This is a genomic window from Rhizobium rosettiformans W3, from assembly GCF_004912135.1.
GTDB lineage: Bacteria > Pseudomonadota > Alphaproteobacteria > Rhizobiales > Rhizobiaceae > Allorhizobium > Allorhizobium rosettiformans.
Genome location: NZ_STGU01000005.1, coordinates 93,571 through 110,375 on the forward strand (window position 1 = coordinate 93,571; position 16,805 = coordinate 110,375).

Consider the following 16,805-nt stretch of genomic DNA (forward strand, 5'->3'; position numbering starts at 1 on the left):
GCACGGAAGGCAGAACGCATGCAGATCACGCTCATTCGCAATGCCACCCTGATCGTCGACTTGGCCGGCCTCCGGCTTCTGATCGATCCCTGGCTTGCCGGCAAAGGTGAGGGGATGAACTATTCCGGAAGGGGGCCGTCACCGCTCGTGGACCTGCCGATGCCGATCGAGGACATTCTGCGCGGCATTGACGCGGTGCTCGTCTCCCACCTGCATTCCGACCACTTTGATGAGGCGGCACAGGCCTTGATCGGAAGGGACGTACCCATCCTTTGTCATGCGCGCGATTTAGCCGCCATTCTCACCATGGGCTTCCAGGACGTCCGTACCATCGGCGACGGGATCGCGATGGGCCAAGTCCGCATCCGCACCACCGACGGCCGTCATGGACCGCCCGAGGTGCTCGACGACATGGGGGAGGTCTCGGGGTTCCTCATTGAAGCCACCGGAGAGCCAAGGCTTTACTGGGCGGGCGACACCATTTTGTGTCCGGAAGTGGAGGCGGTGCTGACGCAGGAGCGGCCGGATATCGTGCTGGTGCACGGCTGCGGCGCCCTGTGGAACGGCAAGGGGCCACTGGTGATGGATGTGGAGATGATTGCGCTCACGCTCGACCTTGCGCCCTTCGCGCAAGTCATCGTCACGCATCTCGATGCCGTCGACCATGCGACCGTCTCGCGGAAGGATCTCCGTCGCCTCATCTCGGTCGGCGCAACTGGCGCCGACCGTCTCGTCATACCGGATGACGGGGAGATCCTGACGTTCTGAGGGTCAACGCCAGCCGAGAGCCGGCGCGACATGGGTCAGGATAGACTCGATCACATGGCCGTTGTACTCGACGCCGAGCTGGTTCGGCACCGTGAGGAGGAGCGTATCGGCCTCCGCAATGGCTTCATCACGCCTTAACTCCTCGATGAGTTGATCCGGTTCCGCGGCATAGGAACGCCCGAAGATGGCGCGGGTGTTTTCGTCGATATAGCCGATCGAATCCTGATCCTTGCTGCGGCCGAAATAGGCGCGGTCCATGTCGTTGACGATGGCGAAGATGGAGCGGCTGACCGACACCCGCGGTGTGCGGCTATGGCCGGCTTGCGTCCAGGCGTCGCGATATGCACGGATCTGTTTCGCCTGCTGGATGTGGAAGGGCTCGCCGGTCTCGTCGTCCTTCAGTGTCGAACTCTGCAGGTTCATGCCGAGCTTTGCTGCCCAGACGGCGGTCGCATTGGACCCGGCACCCCACCAGATTCGATCGCGCAGGCCTTCCGAATGCGGCTCGATGCGCAGAAGTCCTGGCGGGTTGGGGAACATGGGGCGTGGATTTGGCTGCGCGAAGCCTTCGCCCTTCAAAACGTCGAGAAAGACTTCGGCATGGCGGCGCCCCATATCGGCATCGGTCTGGCCTTCTTCAGGCTGGTAGCCGAAGTAGCGCCAGCCTTCGATCACCTGCTCTGGCGATCCGCGCGAGATCCCAAGTTGCAGGCGTCCGCGCGAGATCAGGTCGGCAGACCCGGCGTCCTCTGCCATGTAGAGAGGGTTTTCGTAGCGCATGTCGATAACGCCGGTGCCAATCTCGATCTTGGATGTGCGTGCGCCAACGGCGGCCAGCAGCGGGAAGGGAGAGGCGAGTTGGCGTGCGAAATGGTGAACGCGGAAATAGGCGCCATCCGCCCCGAGCTCTTCGGCCGCGACGGCAAGGTCGATCGACTGCAGGAGGGTATCCTGCGCCGAGCGCGTGCCGGACTGAGGCGAGGGCGACCAATGGCCGAAGGAGAGGAAACCGATTTTCTTCATGATGTCATGCCTTTGTGACGGGTGTTGTCCCCTAGATGGCATCGAGAATGGCCTTCACCAAAGAGAGCTGGTGGTGACAGACTGTTTCAAGCGGGAAGACGGGCCATTAAAAACACCCTCTTATCCGTAGGCCGAGTGTGGATTTCACGACTGCCGTCGCTCCACGAGGAGCAGTCCGCTGACCCCCATCACGGCGAGCGCCAGTCCCAGCCAGGCGGTGCCCTGGTAACCGAAATAGTGGGAGCCGGCCGCAAAAGTTCCGGCACTGACGGCATTTCCCAGGAAAGAGTTGATGGGCATAAAGGCGGTGCCGAGCCCCGGCTTGGTCGGAAAAAGGTCCTGGAAATAGGTGATCGGCAGCGACAGAAGTGCGGCCGCCGCCGCCGCGCCGGGGAGCGCGAGCATGTAGAAGTGCCAGGGTTCTGTCGCGAAGGCATAGCCCACCATATGCAGGCCGTAGAGGAGCGAGGCCCCGACGATCAGCGTCAGCAGGTTGACCGTCTTCAACAGCGATGCCGCGAGCAGCATGAACGGGATTTCGATGAATGCGATGAGCGCTGCGATGAAGCCGACATCGCGCGTCGAGCCGCCGAGTTCGAGGGTGAGAATGAGCGGCCAGATCATCGTCGCAAGCCGGGTGGTTCCCGTCACCGCCGCCATTGCGATCATGCGCACCAGCATGTCAGCCCGCACCAGTTCCCGAAGTGCCGCAAAGAACGCCGTGCCGCCATTGGCTGTCTTCTCACGAGACGGCTTTGGTGCTGCGAGGAGAAGAAGCGCGCTGACGGATACGATGAGGGTGCAGCCGGCAGCCGCGCCCCAGGCGCCGAGCATGTTGGGCGAGCGGGCCAGAACGATCCCGAGCACCGCCGGCATCACGACCCAGGACGCGGACATGAACGAGCGCACGGTCGTGTTGACGGCGGCGGTGTCGCGGGGCGAAAGCGTGGCTGTCTCAATTCTTGCGGAGGCAAAAAGCAGCGAATGCACGGCCTGGGCGAAGGGAATGATGAGGGTGGTGGCGACGACGAAAACCGGGATCGACGGAAAGAGGAAGATTGCGCCGTAACCGAAGGTGCCGGCGAGCGCCAGTATGGCAATCATCCGGCGCTTGTCGCCCATCCCGTCTGACAGGATCCCGAGCGACACGCTGATCGCCACCGTCATGACAGAAGCAACGACGGTCAGTGCCGAAAAGGCCTGGTCGCTCATGCCGAGCGCGCCAATGGCGGTGACGCCCAGATAGGGCAGGGTGGAGCCATAGGCGCAACCCTGGACGAAGATCATGATGGATAGGACGACCAATTGCGGACGTGCCGCAATTTGGCGGAGCGAGGAGGACATTGGCGACTCGGGGGAGTGACGAGAAGAGGCGCATGCTTAGCAGGCGCCAGCCGTCGCGTCTCCTGCGAGATCTGACCTTTCGTCCGGTTGCCCTACTCCGCCGCCCGCCGCTCGATCTTCTCCGCCTTCAGCTCGCCCATGCGGTTCCAGGCATCAAGCCCGGCGATCTTGTAGGCTTCGGCGAGCGTCGGGTAATTGAAGGTATTCTCGACGAAATATTCAACCGTGCCTTTAAGATTGAGCACGGCCTGGCCGATATGCACGAGTTCGGTCGCGCCTTCGCCGACGATATGGACGCCGAGCAGGCGGCGGGTCTTCAGCGAGAAGATCATTTTCAGCATGCCGCTGTCGAGGCCCATGATGTGGCCGCGCGACGTTTCGCGGAAATGCGCGATCCCGGTCTCGTAAGGGATCCCGCGCTGAATGACCTCTTCTTCCGTAAGGCCGCAGGTCGAGATCTCCGGAACGGCATAGATGCCATAGGGGAAGTATTGCGGCGGATCATGCGCCGGTGCCCCGACGGCATGGCGGGCGGCGATGCGGCCCTGCTCCATCGAGGTGGAGGCGAGTGAGGGGAAGCCCACGACATCGCCGGCGGCATAGATGTTCGGAACGGAAGTCTGGAACGTGTCCGGGTTCACCTTCAGGCGGCCGCGATTATCGGCTTCGAGCCCGGCGGCTGAGAGGTTGAGCGTATCGGTTGCCCCGACGCGACCGGCTGCGAAGAGCACCATCTCGGCTGTCAGGACGCGTCCGTTCTTCAGCGTTACCCGGCATTTGCCATCGACCTTTTCGACGCCTTCGACCGTCTGGCCGAAGATCAGCTTCATGTTGCGGTCGCGCAGCTGGTAGGTGAAGTCCTCGACGATCTCCTTGTCGATGAAATCGAGCATCGTGTCGCGTGGCTCGACCACGGTGACGACGGTATCGAGGGCAGAGAAGATCGTTGCATATTCGATGCCGATGACGCCGGCGCCGATGACGATCATCGAACGCGGCAGTTCCTTGATCTCCAGGATCTCGTCACTGTCGATGATGCTGACACCGTCGAAGGGGATATGCGACGGCTTGAATGGCCGGGTGCCGACGGCAAGCAGGACCGAGCCGGCCTGCACATGCACCACTTCGCCGTCTTCCTTCACCACTTCCAGCGTATGGGCGTCGATGAAATGGGCGGTGCCGCGCATCTGATGCACGCGGTTGCGCGAAAACTGGTGTTCGAGAACCTCGACTTCGTGGTCGAGCGTGATCAGCAGACGCCGGCGCAGGTCGTCGGCGCTGATTTCCTGCTTCACGCGGTAGCTGCGACCGTAGAAGCCGCGCTCACGCCAGCCGGTGAGGTTGAGCGCGGTCTCGCGCAACGTCTTGGAGGGGATCGTGCCCGTATGCACCGAGACGCCGCCGACGCGTGTCCCTTTCTCGATGACGAGAACCTTCTTTTCCAGCTTGGCAGCCTGGATCGCCGCCCGGCGCCCGGCCGGTCCGCTGCCAATCACGACGAAGTCATACTGGTTCATGAGGTGCCTCTGATTCGGCTGCCGGAATGCTGCAGCGCACATTATCAATAAGCACTATGACAGGGCAACGTCACCGTTTCGTTATCGTGGCTCCCGGGCCGCGCGATCCCGATCCCCCCGATCTGGGGATGGCAAGCCTTTCGGATCAGATCAGTCGCAAACCCTTGAGGCTGGCGTGGCCGTCCTTGCCGATGATGATGTGGTCGTGGACGGTGATGCCGAGCGGCTTTGCCGTCTCCACAATCGTCCGGGTCATGTCGATGTCGGCGCGTGACGGTGTCGGGTCACCACTGGGATGATTGTGGACCAGGATCAATGCGGTGGCAGAGAGCTCCAGGGCACGCTTGACCACTTCGCGCGGATAGACGGGGGTATGGTCGACCGTACCCCGTCCCTGGATTTCGTCGGCAATCAGCACATTGCGTTTGTCCAGAAAGAGGATACGGAACTGTTCCGTCGTCTCGTAAGCCATGGCGGCATGGCAGTAGTCGATGACCGAGGACCAGGAGGACAGCACCTGTTTCTCCCGAAGCTCGCTCTTCAGCATGCGCTGGGCGACATTGGCGATCAGCTTGAGGTCCAGGGCCACGGTTTCGCCGACGCCTTTCACCTCCTGCAACAGCGCCGGCGGCGCGCCCAGCACGCCGGCGAGTGTCTGGAAGCGGGCGAGCAGCGCCTTGGCGATGGGCTTGGTGTCCCGCCGCGGGATCAGGCGAAAGAGCAGCAGTTCGAGGATCTCGTAATCGGCAAGCGCCACATCCCCACCGTCTCGAAAGCGGCTTCGCAGGCGCTCCCGATGCCCGAGATAATGCGCCTCCGGCTGCATGACCGGCCGCGTGGACCGCGCCTTCGCCAGAGCTCCGTCTCGCGCCGGTTGCTCGGCAAAGAAGCTGCGTTCGTCGATTTCGTCGTCTGGCGGAAGCCGGCCGGCACCGAAGAGATCGGTGGACTGTTGCGGGGCGACGCCTTCAGGGCGCGGGAACTCACCTGAGAACGGAAACTTGCTCGTCATGCCACCCAATCCTGACCCTCATGGTCGAACGGCAGAACCGCCGCACGGATATAGTGACACGACTGCCGCCGTGCGCAAGTTCAAGTTGCGAAAGGTGGTGCTGAGGCTTGCCGCTCAGCCGAGGCCGGGTCGGTCAAGCCCTGCGGGCGAGAGCGTGAAGATCTCGCAGCCGGTCGCCGTCACGCCGACGGTGTGCTCGTATTGGGCCGTCAGCGACCGGTCCCGGGTGACCGCAGTCCAGCCGTCGGACAGCACCTTCACATGCGGCTTGCCGAGATTGATCATCGGCTCGATGGTGAAGATCATGCCTTCGCGCAGTTCCGGGCCTTCGTTCGCCTTGCCGTAATGCAGGATGTTCGGGCTGTCATGGAACAGGCGCCCGACGCCGTGGCCACAGAAGTCGCGCACCACCGAGCAACGCTCGGCTTCGGCATAAGTCTGGATCGCTTCGCCGATAGCACCGGTGCGCGCGCCGGGACGCACGGCGGCGATGCCGCGCATCAGGCACTCATGCGTGACTTCCATCAGGCGTTCCGCTGCCCGCTTGATGTTTCCGACCGGATACATGCGGCTCGAATCGCCATGCCAGCCATCGAGCAGGAAGGTGACGTCGATATTGACGATGTCGCCATCACGCAGCGGCTTGTCGTCGGGCATGCCGTGACAGACCACATGGTTGATCGAGGTGCAGACGGAATACTTGTAGCCGCGATAATTGAGTGTCGCGGGGATCGCACCGTGATCGGCGCCGAACTCGAAGACGAAATTGTCGATCGCCGCCGTCGTGACGCCGGGCTTCACCATCGGCACCAGCGCATCGAGACAGCGGGCCGTGAGCTGGCAGGCCCGACGCATGCCTTCGAAATCGTCGGCACCATAAAGACGAATTGCGCCAGTGTTCTTCAGAGGCGCCGTGGCCGCATCGATATAGGTGACCATGGGGGTCCCTTTCGGATTTTCTAATCAGAGCTTTGGCCGTTCATAAAGCACGCAGGCCGTCTTCGTCTATCCGGATGAGCCTTTCCGGCTCGATTTTGCCAGGATCGATCCGGCACCTGACGGCATAGGCCTAGACGCCGCGTGCGATCGCACGGGCGAATGCGCGGCCATAGCCAGGGTCGAGATCGGCACAGATCCTCAGCTGATCGCAGTCGGAGCGCTGAATGATGAAAAGCATCGCCGCCCGTTTGCCGGCGTCCACGAGATCACCCATTTCGTCCAGATGTTTGGCGCCCCGCGTCGTGACGCTGTCGGGAAACTCCGCAAGTCCCGGCTCGCGGATGAAGTGCACATTCTTCACCTCGACATGAACGCTGCCTTTGCTCTCGTCCTCAAGCAAGATGTCGATGCGCGAGTTGCGGCCATAGCGCTGCTCGCGTTTCAAGGAGGAGAACCCCGCAAGCCGCGGCACCAGACCACTCAAGATCGCCTCTTCGGCAAGGCGGTTGGGAAGCGCCGTGTTGACCCCAACCACGGTGCCATCGGCTTCGACGAGTTCCAGGGCATGGGCGTATTTCCGGCTGGTCACGTCGTGTCGCGACAGCCAGATCCGGGACCCCGGCGCGGTCAGTCCCCGCATGGAGCCGGTGTTGGGGCAAAAGCCGGTGATCTCGCGGCCGTCTTCCAGGATGGCGTCGAACAGGAACCGTTTGTAGCGGCGCAGAAGCCGTGCTGGCACCAGAGGTGGAGAGAAGATCATGGGTCGGGTGAGGGCGCGGGATCGGTGTCGGGCTTGTTGATGGCCCATGTCAGCAGCGCGTCCAAAGCAGGGCAAAGCGCCTGGCCCCATTCCGTCAGACAATATTCCACCTTGGGCGGCACCTGGTGATGCACGATACGCCTGACGATCCCGTCAGCCTCCATCTGGCGCAGTTGCTGAATCAGCATCTTCTGCGAAATCCCGGGGATCGAGCGCTCCAGCTCGGAGAAGCGCAGCACCGCCCCGCCGAAGAGGTGGAAAAGGATCACGAGCTTCCAGCGTCCCTCGAGGATACGCAAGGCGTTTTCCACGCCCTCGGCCCCATCGGCAGGCGTCAGGAAGGCATCCTTACTTTTTAGTGGGTACCTTACTTTTTCGTCGGTTCTTGTCATTTTTTGAGCGTATCGCCATCTTCGGCATCGAGCAAGCGCGCCGCTCTTTCGCAACCAGAAACGAAAGAACTGATCCCATGTCCACCAAGATGACTGGGCCTGTCGAGGCCTATTTCGAGGGCAGGAATGCGCGCGATCTCGCGCGCGCCCTGTCCGGCTTTTCCGAAACCGCCGTCGTTCACGACGAGAGCCGAACCCATCGCGGCCGAGCCGAAATCAGTGCCTGGATGCAGAACACGATCGAGGCGTATGACGATCATTCGAGGCTGTTGGGCGTAGAGGCAGATGGAGCTGATCTCATCGCCACAGCGGAGGTCTCTGGCAATTTTCCTGGCAGTCCCATCACGCTTCGCTATCGCTTCGTCACCGATGGCGGCATGATCTCTAGCCTGGAGATCGCCCCGTGAGTGTGCAGTTCAAAGCCGACCCGACGGAATTTGCAGGCAAGAACGTCGTCGTAACCGGCGGTACCATGGGCGCAGGCGAGGCCATCGTGAAGCGCTTCCTGCGTGCTGGCGCCAAAGTCGCCACAGCCGCTCGTAACATACCGCAAGAACCGGAGCTCGGTGTCACGTTCATCCCGGCAGACCTCTCGACCCCGGAGGGAATTGATGTGCTCGCAAAGGAGGCACTGTCTGAACTTGGGGCGATCGACATTCTTGTCCACTCCCTTGGCGGCTCATCCACGCCCGGCGGTGGCTTCAAGGCTGCCACGGAAGAGTTCTGGCAGCAGGAATTGGCGCTGAACCTCTTGGCCGCCGTTCGCCTCGACCGTCTGCTTGTGCCGGGAATGCTGGAGCGGGGAGAGGGTGTCGTCATCCATCTGGCATCGATCCAGCATCGTTTGCCGTTACACGAGTCGACGATTCCCTACGCAGCCGCCAAGGCAGCTTTGGCTAACTACAGCAAGTCGCTGTCGAAGGAGGTCGGCCCCGCCGGTGTCCGCGTGAACACGGTTTCCCCTGGCTGGATCCGGACGTCTGCGGCAGACCGCATGGTGCAACGTCTGGCCGAGAGCGGCGGGATTGACGAGGATCAGGCCCGGCAGGGAATCATGGATGCCCTGGGCGGCATACCCATCGGCAGGCCGGCCTGGCCTGAGGAGATCGCCGAACTCGTCGCTTTCCTCGCCTCCGAACGCGCCGCATCGATCCATGGCGCGGATTACGTCATTGATGGAGGAACGGTGCCAACGCAGTGAAGCGGCAAAGCCGGTCACACCCCGTGGCGTGACCGGCTCTAGACCCGCGCCAACACGTAGCGCCCGGGCGCATCCGCGATGGCATTCAGCGCATCACCGCCCGGCTTGCGGGCAGGCACACGGTCGTCATCGAGTTTCTCGATCCAGCTTTGCCAGTGCGGCCACCAGGAGCCTGCAGTCTCCTTGGCATTCGCCATCCATTCCTCGTAAGTGCCGGCTGCGGGGCCGTTGGTCCAGAACTGATACTTCTGCTTGTCCGGCGGATTGACGACACCGGCGATATGGCCGGAGCCGGATACGACATAATCGACGGGGCCGCCGAACAGGCTGCTGCCGATGAAGACCGATTTCGCCGGCGCGATATGGTCTTCCTTGGTGGCCAGATTATAGATCGGGATCGTCACGTCCTTCAGCGACAGCGTCTTGCCGGCCAGCTGCATCTTGCCCTGGCTTAGCGTGTTGTTGAGGTAGCAATTGCGCAGATAGAAGGAGTGGTTCGCCGCCGCCATGCGGGTCGAATCGGAATTCCAGTACAAGAGGTCGAAGGGCATCGGATCCTGGCCCTTCAGGTAGTTGTTGACGAAATAGGGCCAGATCAGCTCGGAGGCGCGCAGCATGTTGAAGGCCGCCGCCATCTTGGAGCCGTCGAGAAAGCCGGATTCATGCATCCGCTGTTCGAGGCTCGCCAGCTGGCCTTCATCGACAAAGACCTTGAGATCGCCGGCGAAGGTGAAGTCCACCTGCGTGGTGAAGAGCGTGGCGCTGGCGATCCGCTTGTTGTTTTCCTGCGCATGCAGGGCAAGGGCTGCCGCAAGCAGCGTGCCGCCGACGCAGTAGCCGATCGCGTTGACTTGTTTTTCGCCGGTCGCCTTCTCCACCGTATCGAGGGCGAAATCGACGCCCTCGCGGATATAGGCCTCCCAATCCTTAGAGGCATGCCGCTCATCCGGGTTTACCCAGGAAATGACGAAGACCGTGTGGCCCTGGTCGACGCACCACTTGATGAAGCTCTTCTGCGGATTGAGATCGAGAATGTAGAACTTGTTGATCCAGGGCGGGCAGATGAGGAGAGGGCGCTTCAGCACGGTGTCGGTCGTTGCCTCGTACTGAATGACCTCGCAGACATCGCTCTGGGCAATCACCTTGCCCGGCGTGATCGCCATGTTCTCACCGACGGCAAACTTGCTGGTGTCGGTCTGGCGGATCCTGAGATCCCCGCCACCGGCGGCAATATCCTCCGCCAGCATCTGCATGCCCTTGACCAGATTGGCCCCGCTGCTTTGCACAGTTTCCTTGTAGAGCTGCGGATTGGTGGCGACGAAATTGGCCGGCGACAGCGCAGCCGTGATCTGGCGCATGTAGAAATTGGCCTTGTGCCGCGTGTGCTCGTCGAGGCCACCGGCATCATTGACCATCTTCTCGGCCCATTGCGTCAGCACGAGATAGGTCTGGCGAAGGAAGTCGAAGAAGGGATTGCGCTCCCAGTCCTCGTCGGAGAAGCGCTTGTCTTTCGGCAGGGGATCACCGATCGCCTGGTCCGGCGAGGCGAATCGCGCCAGCGAACGGCTCCAGACGCCGAAGACGGCATTGAGGAGATGGGTCTGGGCTTCGAGCGTGCGCTTGGGATCGGACATCCAATATTCCGCGACCTTGCCCATGGTTTTGACCATTTCGGCAACGGGCTCGGCGACAGGATCGACGATTTCCCCCGTCTCGCGCGGCTTCAACCAGACCGAAGCCGCCTTGCCGAGGTTTTCCAGCGCCTTGGCGGCATTGATGGTGAGCGCCTGCGGATCCTTGATGATGTAAGGTTCAAGCAGTTTCGGGTCGAACGCGGCATTCGCTTCGGCTTCTTCGCGCGTCCTGTCCATGCCGTCCTCCCCAGGATTGTTCTGGCGTCTTTTGTGTTTGCCTATCCTGCATGAAAACGACTACAAGTTCCAGCGATTGGCGCATAGTCTTTCGAAGGTGATCGATGGTTGCGCCCTTGAGGAATGTCAGTTTTCCGCGCAGACGCGGGCGGTCGGGGCCATGGTGCACAGCAAATTCAGTCTTTCAGGTCTCTCGATCCATGCGCTTGCCGTCGCAGCCATCGCGCTGATGGCAGGCACCGGCTGCCAGTCGTCCGCGCCACCTGCTCCGGTCGAGACCACGGCTGCACCGGCAGGCCTGCAGGTGACTGTCGAAGATCCCGACAATCCGGAAGCGCCTCAGCAGCGTCCGACCTATCCGGATGGATACCCGAACTTCGCGGGCTCCCTGAGTGCCGCCAGCGTCCAGATGAGCAACGAAGAAGCCGCGGCCCTTCAGTCGCAGCTCACCTCACTCGGCGCGGCCCGCAAAGCCGGCACCATCAGCGAAGCCGAGTATCAGGCCCGACTTGCCGAACTGCGGCGTATCGCGGCCGAGCACGGAGCCGAGACGCAGGCCCAGATCGCCAATTAAGGCTTGCGTTCGGGGCGATTTTTTCGCAAAGCAACCGAGGCGTTTTTGACATAAAATTTCGTCGGCGATTCAGGGCGTGCAGCCGGATTTGCGACAAAATTTCCTGCCAGCGCTTGGATTGGGATATCATCACGCGCATTCGGTTTTGCGGTTCGTTGCGGAGCGTGTGGTCACTGGGACAACGAGCGCGCCTGCCGCGGTAATCATCCGCGCGGTTTCAGGGGTTGAAGATGGAAGAGTTTCACAAAGTCCGGCGTTTGCCGCCCTACGTTTTCGAACAGGTCAACCGTTTGAAGGCGAGCGCGCGAGCCGGTGGGGCCGACATCATCGACCTCGGCATGGGCAATCCCGATCTTCCGACTCCGCAGGCGATTGTCGACAAGCTTTGCGAAGTCGTCCAGGACCCGCGCACCCATCGTTATTCCTCATCCAAGGGCATTCCGGGCCTGCGCCGCGCCCAGGCGGCCTATTACGCCCGCCGCTTCAACGTGAAGCTCAATCCCGACACGCAGGTCGTGGCGACGCTGGGCTCCAAGGAAGGCTTCGCCAATATGGCGCAGGCGATCACCGCACCCGGTGACGTCATCCTCTGCCCGAACCCGACCTATCCGATCCATGCCTTCGGCTTCCTGATGACCGGCGGCGTCATCCGCTCGATTTCGATCGAGCCGGACGAAACCTTCTTCCCGCCGCTCGAGCGCGCCGTGAAGCACTCGATCCCGAAGCCGCTGGCGCTGATCATCAACTACCCGTCGAACCCGACGGCCCGCGTGGCAAGCCTCGACTTCTACAAGGATGTCGTCGCATTCGCGAAGAAGCACGACATCATCGTGCTCTCCGATCTCGCTTATTCGGAGATCTACTTCGACGGCAATCCGCCTCCATCAGTGCTCGAAGTGCCAGGCGCCATGGACTGCACCGTCGAGTTCACCTCGATGTCCAAGACCTTCTCCATGCCCGGCTGGCGCATGGGCTTTGCCGTCGGCAACGAGCGCCTGATCTCGGCGCTGACGCGCGTAAAATCCTATCTCGATTACGGTGCCTTCACGCCGATCCAGGTGGCCGCCACCCATGCCCTGAATGGCGACGGCTCCGACATCGCGGAAGTGCGCAATGTCTACAAGCGCCGCCGTGATGTCATGGTCGAAAGCTTCGGCAAGGCCGGCTTCGAAGTGCCGCCGCCGGCCGCCACCATGTTCGCCTGGGCGAAGATCCCGGAGAAATTCCGCCATCTCGGCAGCCTCGAATTCTCCAAGCTGCTGGTCGAGAAGGCTGACGTCGCCGTCGCTCCGGGCATCGGCTTCGGTGAAATGGGCGACGAATATGTCCGTCTCGCGCTGGTCGAAAACGAGCACCGCATCCGCCAAGCCGCGCGCAACATCAAGAAGTTCCTCTCGACGGCCGACGAGACGATGCACAACGTGATTTCGCTCAACGCCCACCGTTGAGTTCACGTTGATCCAAGGCGGTCCCGTCAGGACCGCCTCACTTTCTATATCATGACGTCAGGAATGCCTCATGGCGAATGCCCTTAAAATCGGCGTGGCAGGTCTCGGGACCGTCGGTGCCTCGCTTGTCCGTATCCTCCAGAGCCGCGCCAATGCGCTCACCGTCGCCTGCGGTCGTCCCATCACCGTAACGGCCGTCTCGGCCCGCGACGCCTCGAAGGATCGTGGCATTCTGATGGATGGCATTGCCTGGTATGCGGATCCGGTTGAACTGGCGAATTCCGCCGACATCGATGTCTTCGTCGAACTGGTCGGCGGCGCGGAAGGGGCAGCCGAGATGTCCGTGCGCGCTGCGCTCGCACGCGGCCTGCATGTCGTCACCGCCAACAAGGCGCTTCTGTCGCGCCATGGCGTCGAGCTTGCCAAGCTCGCCGAGGAAAAGGGACGCCTCTTGAACTACGAGGCCGCAGTCGCTGGCGGCATCCCGGTCATCAAGACGCTGCGTGAGTCGTTGACCGGCAACAATTTCTCCCGCATCTACGGGATCATGAACGGCACCTGCAATTACATCCTGACCCGGATGGAGCGGGAAGGCCTGTCCTTCGCGGACTGCCTCAAGGAAGCGCAGCGCCTCGGTTATGCCGAAGCCGATCCGAGCTTCGACATCGAGGGCAACGACACGGCCCACAAGCTTTCGATCCTGACGACGCTGGCTTTCGGCTGTGAAATCTCGGCCGACAAGATCTACCTCGAGGGCATCACCAACATCTCGACCGAGGACATCCACGCGGCCGCCGATCTCGGCTACCGTATCAAGCTTCTCGGCGTCGCCCAGAAGACCGAAAGCGGCATCGAGCAGCGCGTGCATCCGACCATGGTGCCGCTCGACAGCGTCATCGCGCAGGTCGATGGTGTGACGAACGCCGTCGCGCTTGAATCCGACATTCTCGGCGAACTCTTGATGGTGGGCCCCGGCGCCGGCGGCAATGCCACGGCCTCCGCCGTCCTCGGCGACATCACCGACATTGCAAAGAGCCGTCCGGGTGCCCAGGAAGTGCCGGTGCTCGGCCGTCCCGCGCATCTGCTCGAGCCCTATCGTCAGGCCGAGATGCAGAGCCATGAGGGCGGCTATTTCATCCGCCTGACCGTGCAGGACCGCACCGGCGTCTTCGCCAGCATCGCGACGAAGATGGCCGAAAACGCGATCTCGCTCGAATCCATCGTCCAGCATTCGAAGCAACCCGCCACGCCTGATCGTCCGCAGACGATCATTCTGGTGACGCACGCGACGATGGAAAGCGCCGTCCGCAAAGCCGTCGGTGCGATCAAGGGCGAAGGCTATCTGATCGGTGAGCCGCAGGTGATTCGCATCGAGCGGCCCAAGACCTGATCGTCTTTTGGCTCCTGAGAGCACTCACCGGCACCTCTTGCAGGCCGCAATCCTGGACGAATCCCCATTAATCTGACGATTTGCGGCGCGTCTGGCTCTGCCTCTATCGCCAAAAGTCTAATGCGGGCGTATTCTGCAGCGACTGTCGGGGCCTTGGGGAGGAGTTCATCGATGGGAGCCGGTCATCACGGCGCGTCCTGGGGCGAAATGGCCGAGGGCGTGCTGAACAAGGACGACGAGACATCCGTCGAGCGGGAAAGCGACCAGGACAAGACCGCCGTGTCGCTGGAGACCCAGTGGGACTGGATGCGGCTTCTCGCTTTTACGCTGATCATGGCCATTCCGTTCGCTCTTGTCGCGTGGCTGATGTCTTGAGGAAGAGAATCGCATCCGCGCAGCGCTCTGCTGCCTCTGGTGATTTTCTACGATCGGTATAGAACGGGGGAGGCGGTCCGGCCGCCATTGGTCCTGTCGCGCCGGTCTTCGGCCTGCGCACCCGTAAAGAGCAGTAATGTCGACTGAACCGGTAGATCCCGTCATCCGCGCCTTTCTCGGCGTCGAGCAGTCCGCCAGCGGCCAGCGCTGGATGTCGCGCACAGACCAGGCCGGTCAGAACCGGGCGCTGGCGATCAGTCAGCTGCATGGCATTCCCGAGCTCGTCGCCCGTGTCCTCGCAGGACGTGGTGTAGGCGTGGACGAGGCGCCGGCCTTTCTCGATCCGACAATCCGCAATCTCATGCCGGACCCCTCGAAGCTCACGGATTGCGATGCCGCCGCTGCCCGCATCGTCGAGGCGATCGAGCGCCAGCAACGGGTTGCGATCTTCGGCGACTACGACGTTGACGGCGCGGCCTCGTCGGCGCTGATGGCGCGGTTCCTCCACCATTTCGGCGTGGAGGCCGAGATCTACATTCCCGACCGCATTTTCGAGGGCTATGGTCCGAATGCCGCCGCCATCGACCAGCTGATCGAGCGCGGCGCCAATCTCCTGATCACCGTCGACTGCGGATCGACCAGCATCGAGGCGCTGGGGGCCGCCGAGCGCCGAGGCGTCGACGTTGTCGTCATCGACCACCACCAGATGGGGCATGAAATGCCCGTCTGCCATGCACTGGTGAACCCGAACCGCGAGGACGATTTGTCGGGGCAGGGGCATCTTTGTGCCGCCGGCGTCGTCTTCATGGTGCTGGTCGCCACGCTGCGGGTTCTGCGGGAGCAGGGCCATCCGCATGCGCGATCGCTCGATCTGCTCGCCTGGCTCGATCTGGTGGCGCTTGCCACCGTCTGCGATGTGGTGCCGCTGAAAGGCCTCAACCGGGCCTATGTCACCAAGGGCCTGATCGCAGCGCGCCACCAGAACAATGCCGGTCTTGCTGCCCTTCTTCGGATCGCCGGCGTGGGCGGTCCCGTTACGCCCTATCATTTCGGATTTCTGCTCGGCCCCAGAATCAATGCCGGTGGCCGCATTGGTGATGCCGCACTCGGAAGCCGCCTGCTGACGCTCGACGACGCCAGCCAGGCCGATGAGATTGCCGCAAAGCTCGATGAACTGAACCGCGAGCGCCAGGCCATGGAAGCCGTGATGCTGGCCGAAGCCGAGGCCGAGGCCATGGCGGAATATGGCACGGGCGAGAGGGCCTCTGTCATCGTGACGGCGAAGGAAAACTGGCATCCGGGGATTGTCGGTCTGCTCGCAGCGCGGCTGAAGGAAAAATTCAAGCGGCCTGCCTTTGCAATCGCCTTCGATTCGCTTGGCAAGGGAACGGGATCCGGGCGCTCGATCAATGGCTTCGACATGGGCAAGATGGTCCGGGCAGCCGTCGACGAGGGGCTTCTGGTAAAGGGTGGCGGTCATGCCATGGCGGCTGGACTAACGGTCGAGCGCGCCAATCTCGGGCGTCTGCGCAGTTTCTTCGAGGAGCAGGCCTCGGCGCAGGTCTCGGCGCTGGCTGCCAACCAGACATTGAAGATCGACGGCGCCATCGGCGCATCGGGCGCGACGCTTGCCCTTGTCGACCAGCTGGAGGCCGCGGGCCCCTATGGCTCCGGTCATCCGCAGCCGATCTTTGCCGTTCCGCTGCATCGCCTGAAGGATGCCCGTCCCGTCGGCACCACGCATATCAAGATCACGCTGGAAGGCATGGACGGGAAGCGCCTGGACGGCATCGCCTTCCGCGCGGCAGAGACGGACCTTGGCCATTTCCTGATGAACAATCGCGGCAACCAGGTGCATGTCGCCGGTACCTTGAGCGCCGACCATTGGCAGGGCAACAGGCGCGTACAGTTCCGCGTTCTGGACGCCGCAAAGGCACCCTGACGTATCAGAACTCTGATGATTTTCAGGAGGATCGAAGTGGCACGCCCTAGGGGAGTCGAACCCCTCTTCCCAGAATGAAAATCTGGTGTCCTAACCGATAGACGAAGGGCGCGTGCGCTTCGGTGGCGCCCTTATGGCTGGAACTTTGGGTGAGCGCAAGCCCTCTTTCGGCTCCTGCGACGATTTTTTCCACAGGCTTGAACTGGGGCGATATCATCAGCGCAAACAAGCACTTGAGCCGCCGTCGTC

15 protein-coding genes, 1 tRNA gene and 1 pseudogene are annotated in these 16,805 nt (G+C 62.3%); 8 read left to right on the forward strand and 9 right to left on the reverse strand.

The window, feature by feature from the left end; translation table 11 throughout:
- Positions 1-18: 18 nt before the first annotated feature.
- On the forward strand, positions 19-768 hold the full coding sequence (locus FAA86_RS11140) for an MBL fold metallo-hydrolase (RefSeq protein WP_136540583.1): 750 nt from the start codon (positions 19-21) through the stop codon (positions 766-768).
- A gap of 3 nt (positions 769-771) precedes the next feature.
- On the opposite strand, the gene FAA86_RS11145 is transcribed toward FAA86_RS11140, so the two are convergent.
- The 7 genes and pseudogenes from FAA86_RS11145 to FAA86_RS11175 all read right to left on the reverse strand — a co-directional run bounded on the left by FAA86_RS11145 (position 772) and on the right by FAA86_RS11175 (position 7,755).
- A complete protein-coding gene (locus FAA86_RS11145) occupies positions 772-1,791 on the reverse strand; it encodes an LLM class flavin-dependent oxidoreductase (RefSeq protein ID WP_136540585.1) in 1,020 nt (339 codons plus the stop codon).
- A 144-nt stretch (positions 1,792-1,935) separates the two neighbouring features.
- Positions 1,936-3,135 (reverse strand): MFS transporter, encoded by a 1,200-nt coding sequence (locus FAA86_RS11150; RefSeq protein WP_136540587.1) that lies wholly within the window; start codon positions 3,133-3,135, stop codon positions 1,936-1,938.
- 92 nt (positions 3,136-3,227) lie between these two features.
- On the reverse strand, positions 3,228-4,652 hold the full coding sequence (gene sthA / locus FAA86_RS11155) for a Si-specific NAD(P)(+) transhydrogenase (RefSeq protein ID WP_136540589.1): 1,425 nt from the start codon (positions 4,650-4,652) through the stop codon (positions 3,228-3,230).
- Positions 4,653-4,797: 145 nt separating this feature from the next.
- A complete protein-coding gene (radC, locus tag FAA86_RS11160) occupies positions 4,798-5,664 on the reverse strand; it encodes a RadC family protein (RefSeq protein WP_113461661.1) in 867 nt (288 codons plus the stop codon).
- Between the two features lie 114 nt (positions 5,665-5,778).
- Positions 5,779-6,603, reverse strand: coding sequence for a type I methionyl aminopeptidase (gene map / locus FAA86_RS11165; RefSeq protein ID WP_136540591.1), 825 nt, complete (start codon positions 6,601-6,603; stop codon positions 5,779-5,781).
- A 40-nt stretch (positions 6,604-6,643) separates the two neighbouring features.
- Positions 6,644-7,363 (reverse strand): annotated as a pseudogene (gene sfsA / locus FAA86_RS11170) (DNA/RNA nuclease SfsA).
- Complete coding sequence (locus FAA86_RS11175) at positions 7,360-7,755, reverse strand: winged helix-turn-helix transcriptional regulator (protein WP_136540595.1); 396 nt, start codon at positions 7,753-7,755, stop codon at positions 7,360-7,362. Before FAA86_RS11175 ends, sfsA begins: the two are co-directional and overlap by 4 nt.
- A gap of 77 nt (positions 7,756-7,832) precedes the next feature.
- Here FAA86_RS11175 and FAA86_RS11180 point away from each other — a divergent pair, with 77 nt between their 5' ends.
- Together FAA86_RS11180 and FAA86_RS11185 are read left to right on the forward strand one after the other, a co-directional pair.
- A complete protein-coding gene (locus FAA86_RS11180) occupies positions 7,833-8,162 on the forward strand; it encodes a nuclear transport factor 2 family protein (RefSeq protein WP_136540597.1) in 330 nt (109 codons plus the stop codon).
- 2 nt (positions 8,163-8,164) lie between these two features.
- Positions 8,165-8,956, forward strand: a complete 792-nt coding sequence (locus FAA86_RS11185; protein ID WP_183954660.1) for an SDR family oxidoreductase — start codon at positions 8,165-8,167, stop codon at positions 8,954-8,956.
- 38 nt (positions 8,957-8,994) lie between these two features.
- Here FAA86_RS11185 and FAA86_RS11190 read toward each other — a convergent pair whose 3' ends face one another.
- Positions 8,995-10,827: a PHA/PHB synthase family protein gene (locus FAA86_RS11190; RefSeq protein WP_136540601.1), complete on the reverse strand. Its 1,833-nt coding sequence runs from the start codon at positions 10,825-10,827 to the stop codon at positions 8,995-8,997.
- Positions 10,828-10,987: 160 nt separating this feature from the next.
- Here FAA86_RS11190 and FAA86_RS11195 point away from each other — a divergent pair, with 160 nt between their 5' ends.
- From FAA86_RS11195 to recJ, 5 genes are all read left to right on the forward strand, one after another.
- Positions 10,988-11,401, forward strand: a complete 414-nt coding sequence (locus FAA86_RS11195) for an SHOCT domain-containing protein (protein ID WP_136540603.1) — start codon at positions 10,988-10,990, stop codon at positions 11,399-11,401.
- Between the two features lie 230 nt (positions 11,402-11,631).
- A complete protein-coding gene (locus FAA86_RS11200) occupies positions 11,632-12,849 on the forward strand; it encodes an LL-diaminopimelate aminotransferase (protein ID WP_113461654.1) in 1,218 nt (405 codons plus the stop codon).
- 70 nt (positions 12,850-12,919) lie between these two features.
- Positions 12,920-14,239: a homoserine dehydrogenase gene (locus FAA86_RS11205; RefSeq protein WP_113461653.1), complete on the forward strand. Its 1,320-nt coding sequence runs from the start codon at positions 12,920-12,922 to the stop codon at positions 14,237-14,239.
- A gap of 171 nt (positions 14,240-14,410) precedes the next feature.
- Positions 14,411-14,614, forward strand: a complete 204-nt coding sequence (locus FAA86_RS11210) for a hypothetical protein (protein WP_136540605.1) — start codon at positions 14,411-14,413, stop codon at positions 14,612-14,614.
- A 136-nt stretch (positions 14,615-14,750) separates the two neighbouring features.
- On the forward strand, positions 14,751-16,556 hold the full coding sequence (recJ, locus tag FAA86_RS11215; protein ID WP_136540606.1) for a single-stranded-DNA-specific exonuclease RecJ: 1,806 nt from the start codon (positions 14,751-14,753) through the stop codon (positions 16,554-16,556).
- 37 nt (positions 16,557-16,593) lie between these two features.
- Here recJ and FAA86_RS11220 read toward each other — a convergent pair.
- A tRNA-Glu gene (locus tag FAA86_RS11220) sits at positions 16,594-16,668 on the reverse strand.
- Positions 16,669-16,805 lie beyond the last annotated feature (137 nt).

Bases quoted from the DNA above. Each gene is read 5' to 3' on its own strand.
- FAA86_RS11140 (WP_136540583.1), top strand. From the start codon at position 19: ATGCAGATCACGCTCATTCGCAATGCCACCCTGATCGTCGACTTGGCC.
- FAA86_RS11145 (WP_136540585.1), bottom strand. From the start codon at position 1,791: ATGAAGAAAATCGGTTTCCTCTCCTTCGGCCATTGGTCGCCCTCGCCT.
- FAA86_RS11150 (WP_136540587.1), bottom strand. From the start codon at position 3,135: ATGTCCTCCTCGCTCCGCCAAATTGCGGCACGTCCGCAATTGGTCGTC.
- sthA (WP_136540589.1), bottom strand. From the start codon at position 4,652: ATGAACCAGTATGACTTCGTCGTGATTGGCAGCGGACCGGCCGGGCGC.
- radC (WP_113461661.1), bottom strand. From the start codon at position 5,664: ATGACGAGCAAGTTTCCGTTCTCAGGTGAGTTCCCGCGCCCTGAAGGC.
- map (WP_136540591.1), bottom strand. From the start codon at position 6,603: ATGGTCACCTATATCGATGCGGCCACGGCGCCTCTGAAGAACACTGGC.
- FAA86_RS11175 (WP_136540595.1), bottom strand. From the start codon at position 7,755: ATGACAAGAACCGACGAAAAAGTAAGGTACCCACTAAAAAGTAAGGAT.
- FAA86_RS11180 (WP_136540597.1), top strand. From the start codon at position 7,833: ATGTCCACCAAGATGACTGGGCCTGTCGAGGCCTATTTCGAGGGCAGG.
- FAA86_RS11190 (WP_136540601.1), bottom strand. From the start codon at position 10,827: ATGGACAGGACGCGCGAAGAAGCCGAAGCGAATGCCGCGTTCGACCCG.
- FAA86_RS11195 (WP_136540603.1), top strand. From the start codon at position 10,988: ATGGTGCACAGCAAATTCAGTCTTTCAGGTCTCTCGATCCATGCGCTT.
- FAA86_RS11200 (WP_113461654.1), top strand. From the start codon at position 11,632: ATGGAAGAGTTTCACAAAGTCCGGCGTTTGCCGCCCTACGTTTTCGAA.
- FAA86_RS11205 (WP_113461653.1), top strand. From the start codon at position 12,920: ATGGCGAATGCCCTTAAAATCGGCGTGGCAGGTCTCGGGACCGTCGGT.
- FAA86_RS11210 (WP_136540605.1), top strand. From the start codon at position 14,411: ATGGGAGCCGGTCATCACGGCGCGTCCTGGGGCGAAATGGCCGAGGGC.
- recJ (WP_136540606.1), top strand. From the start codon at position 14,751: ATGTCGACTGAACCGGTAGATCCCGTCATCCGCGCCTTTCTCGGCGTC.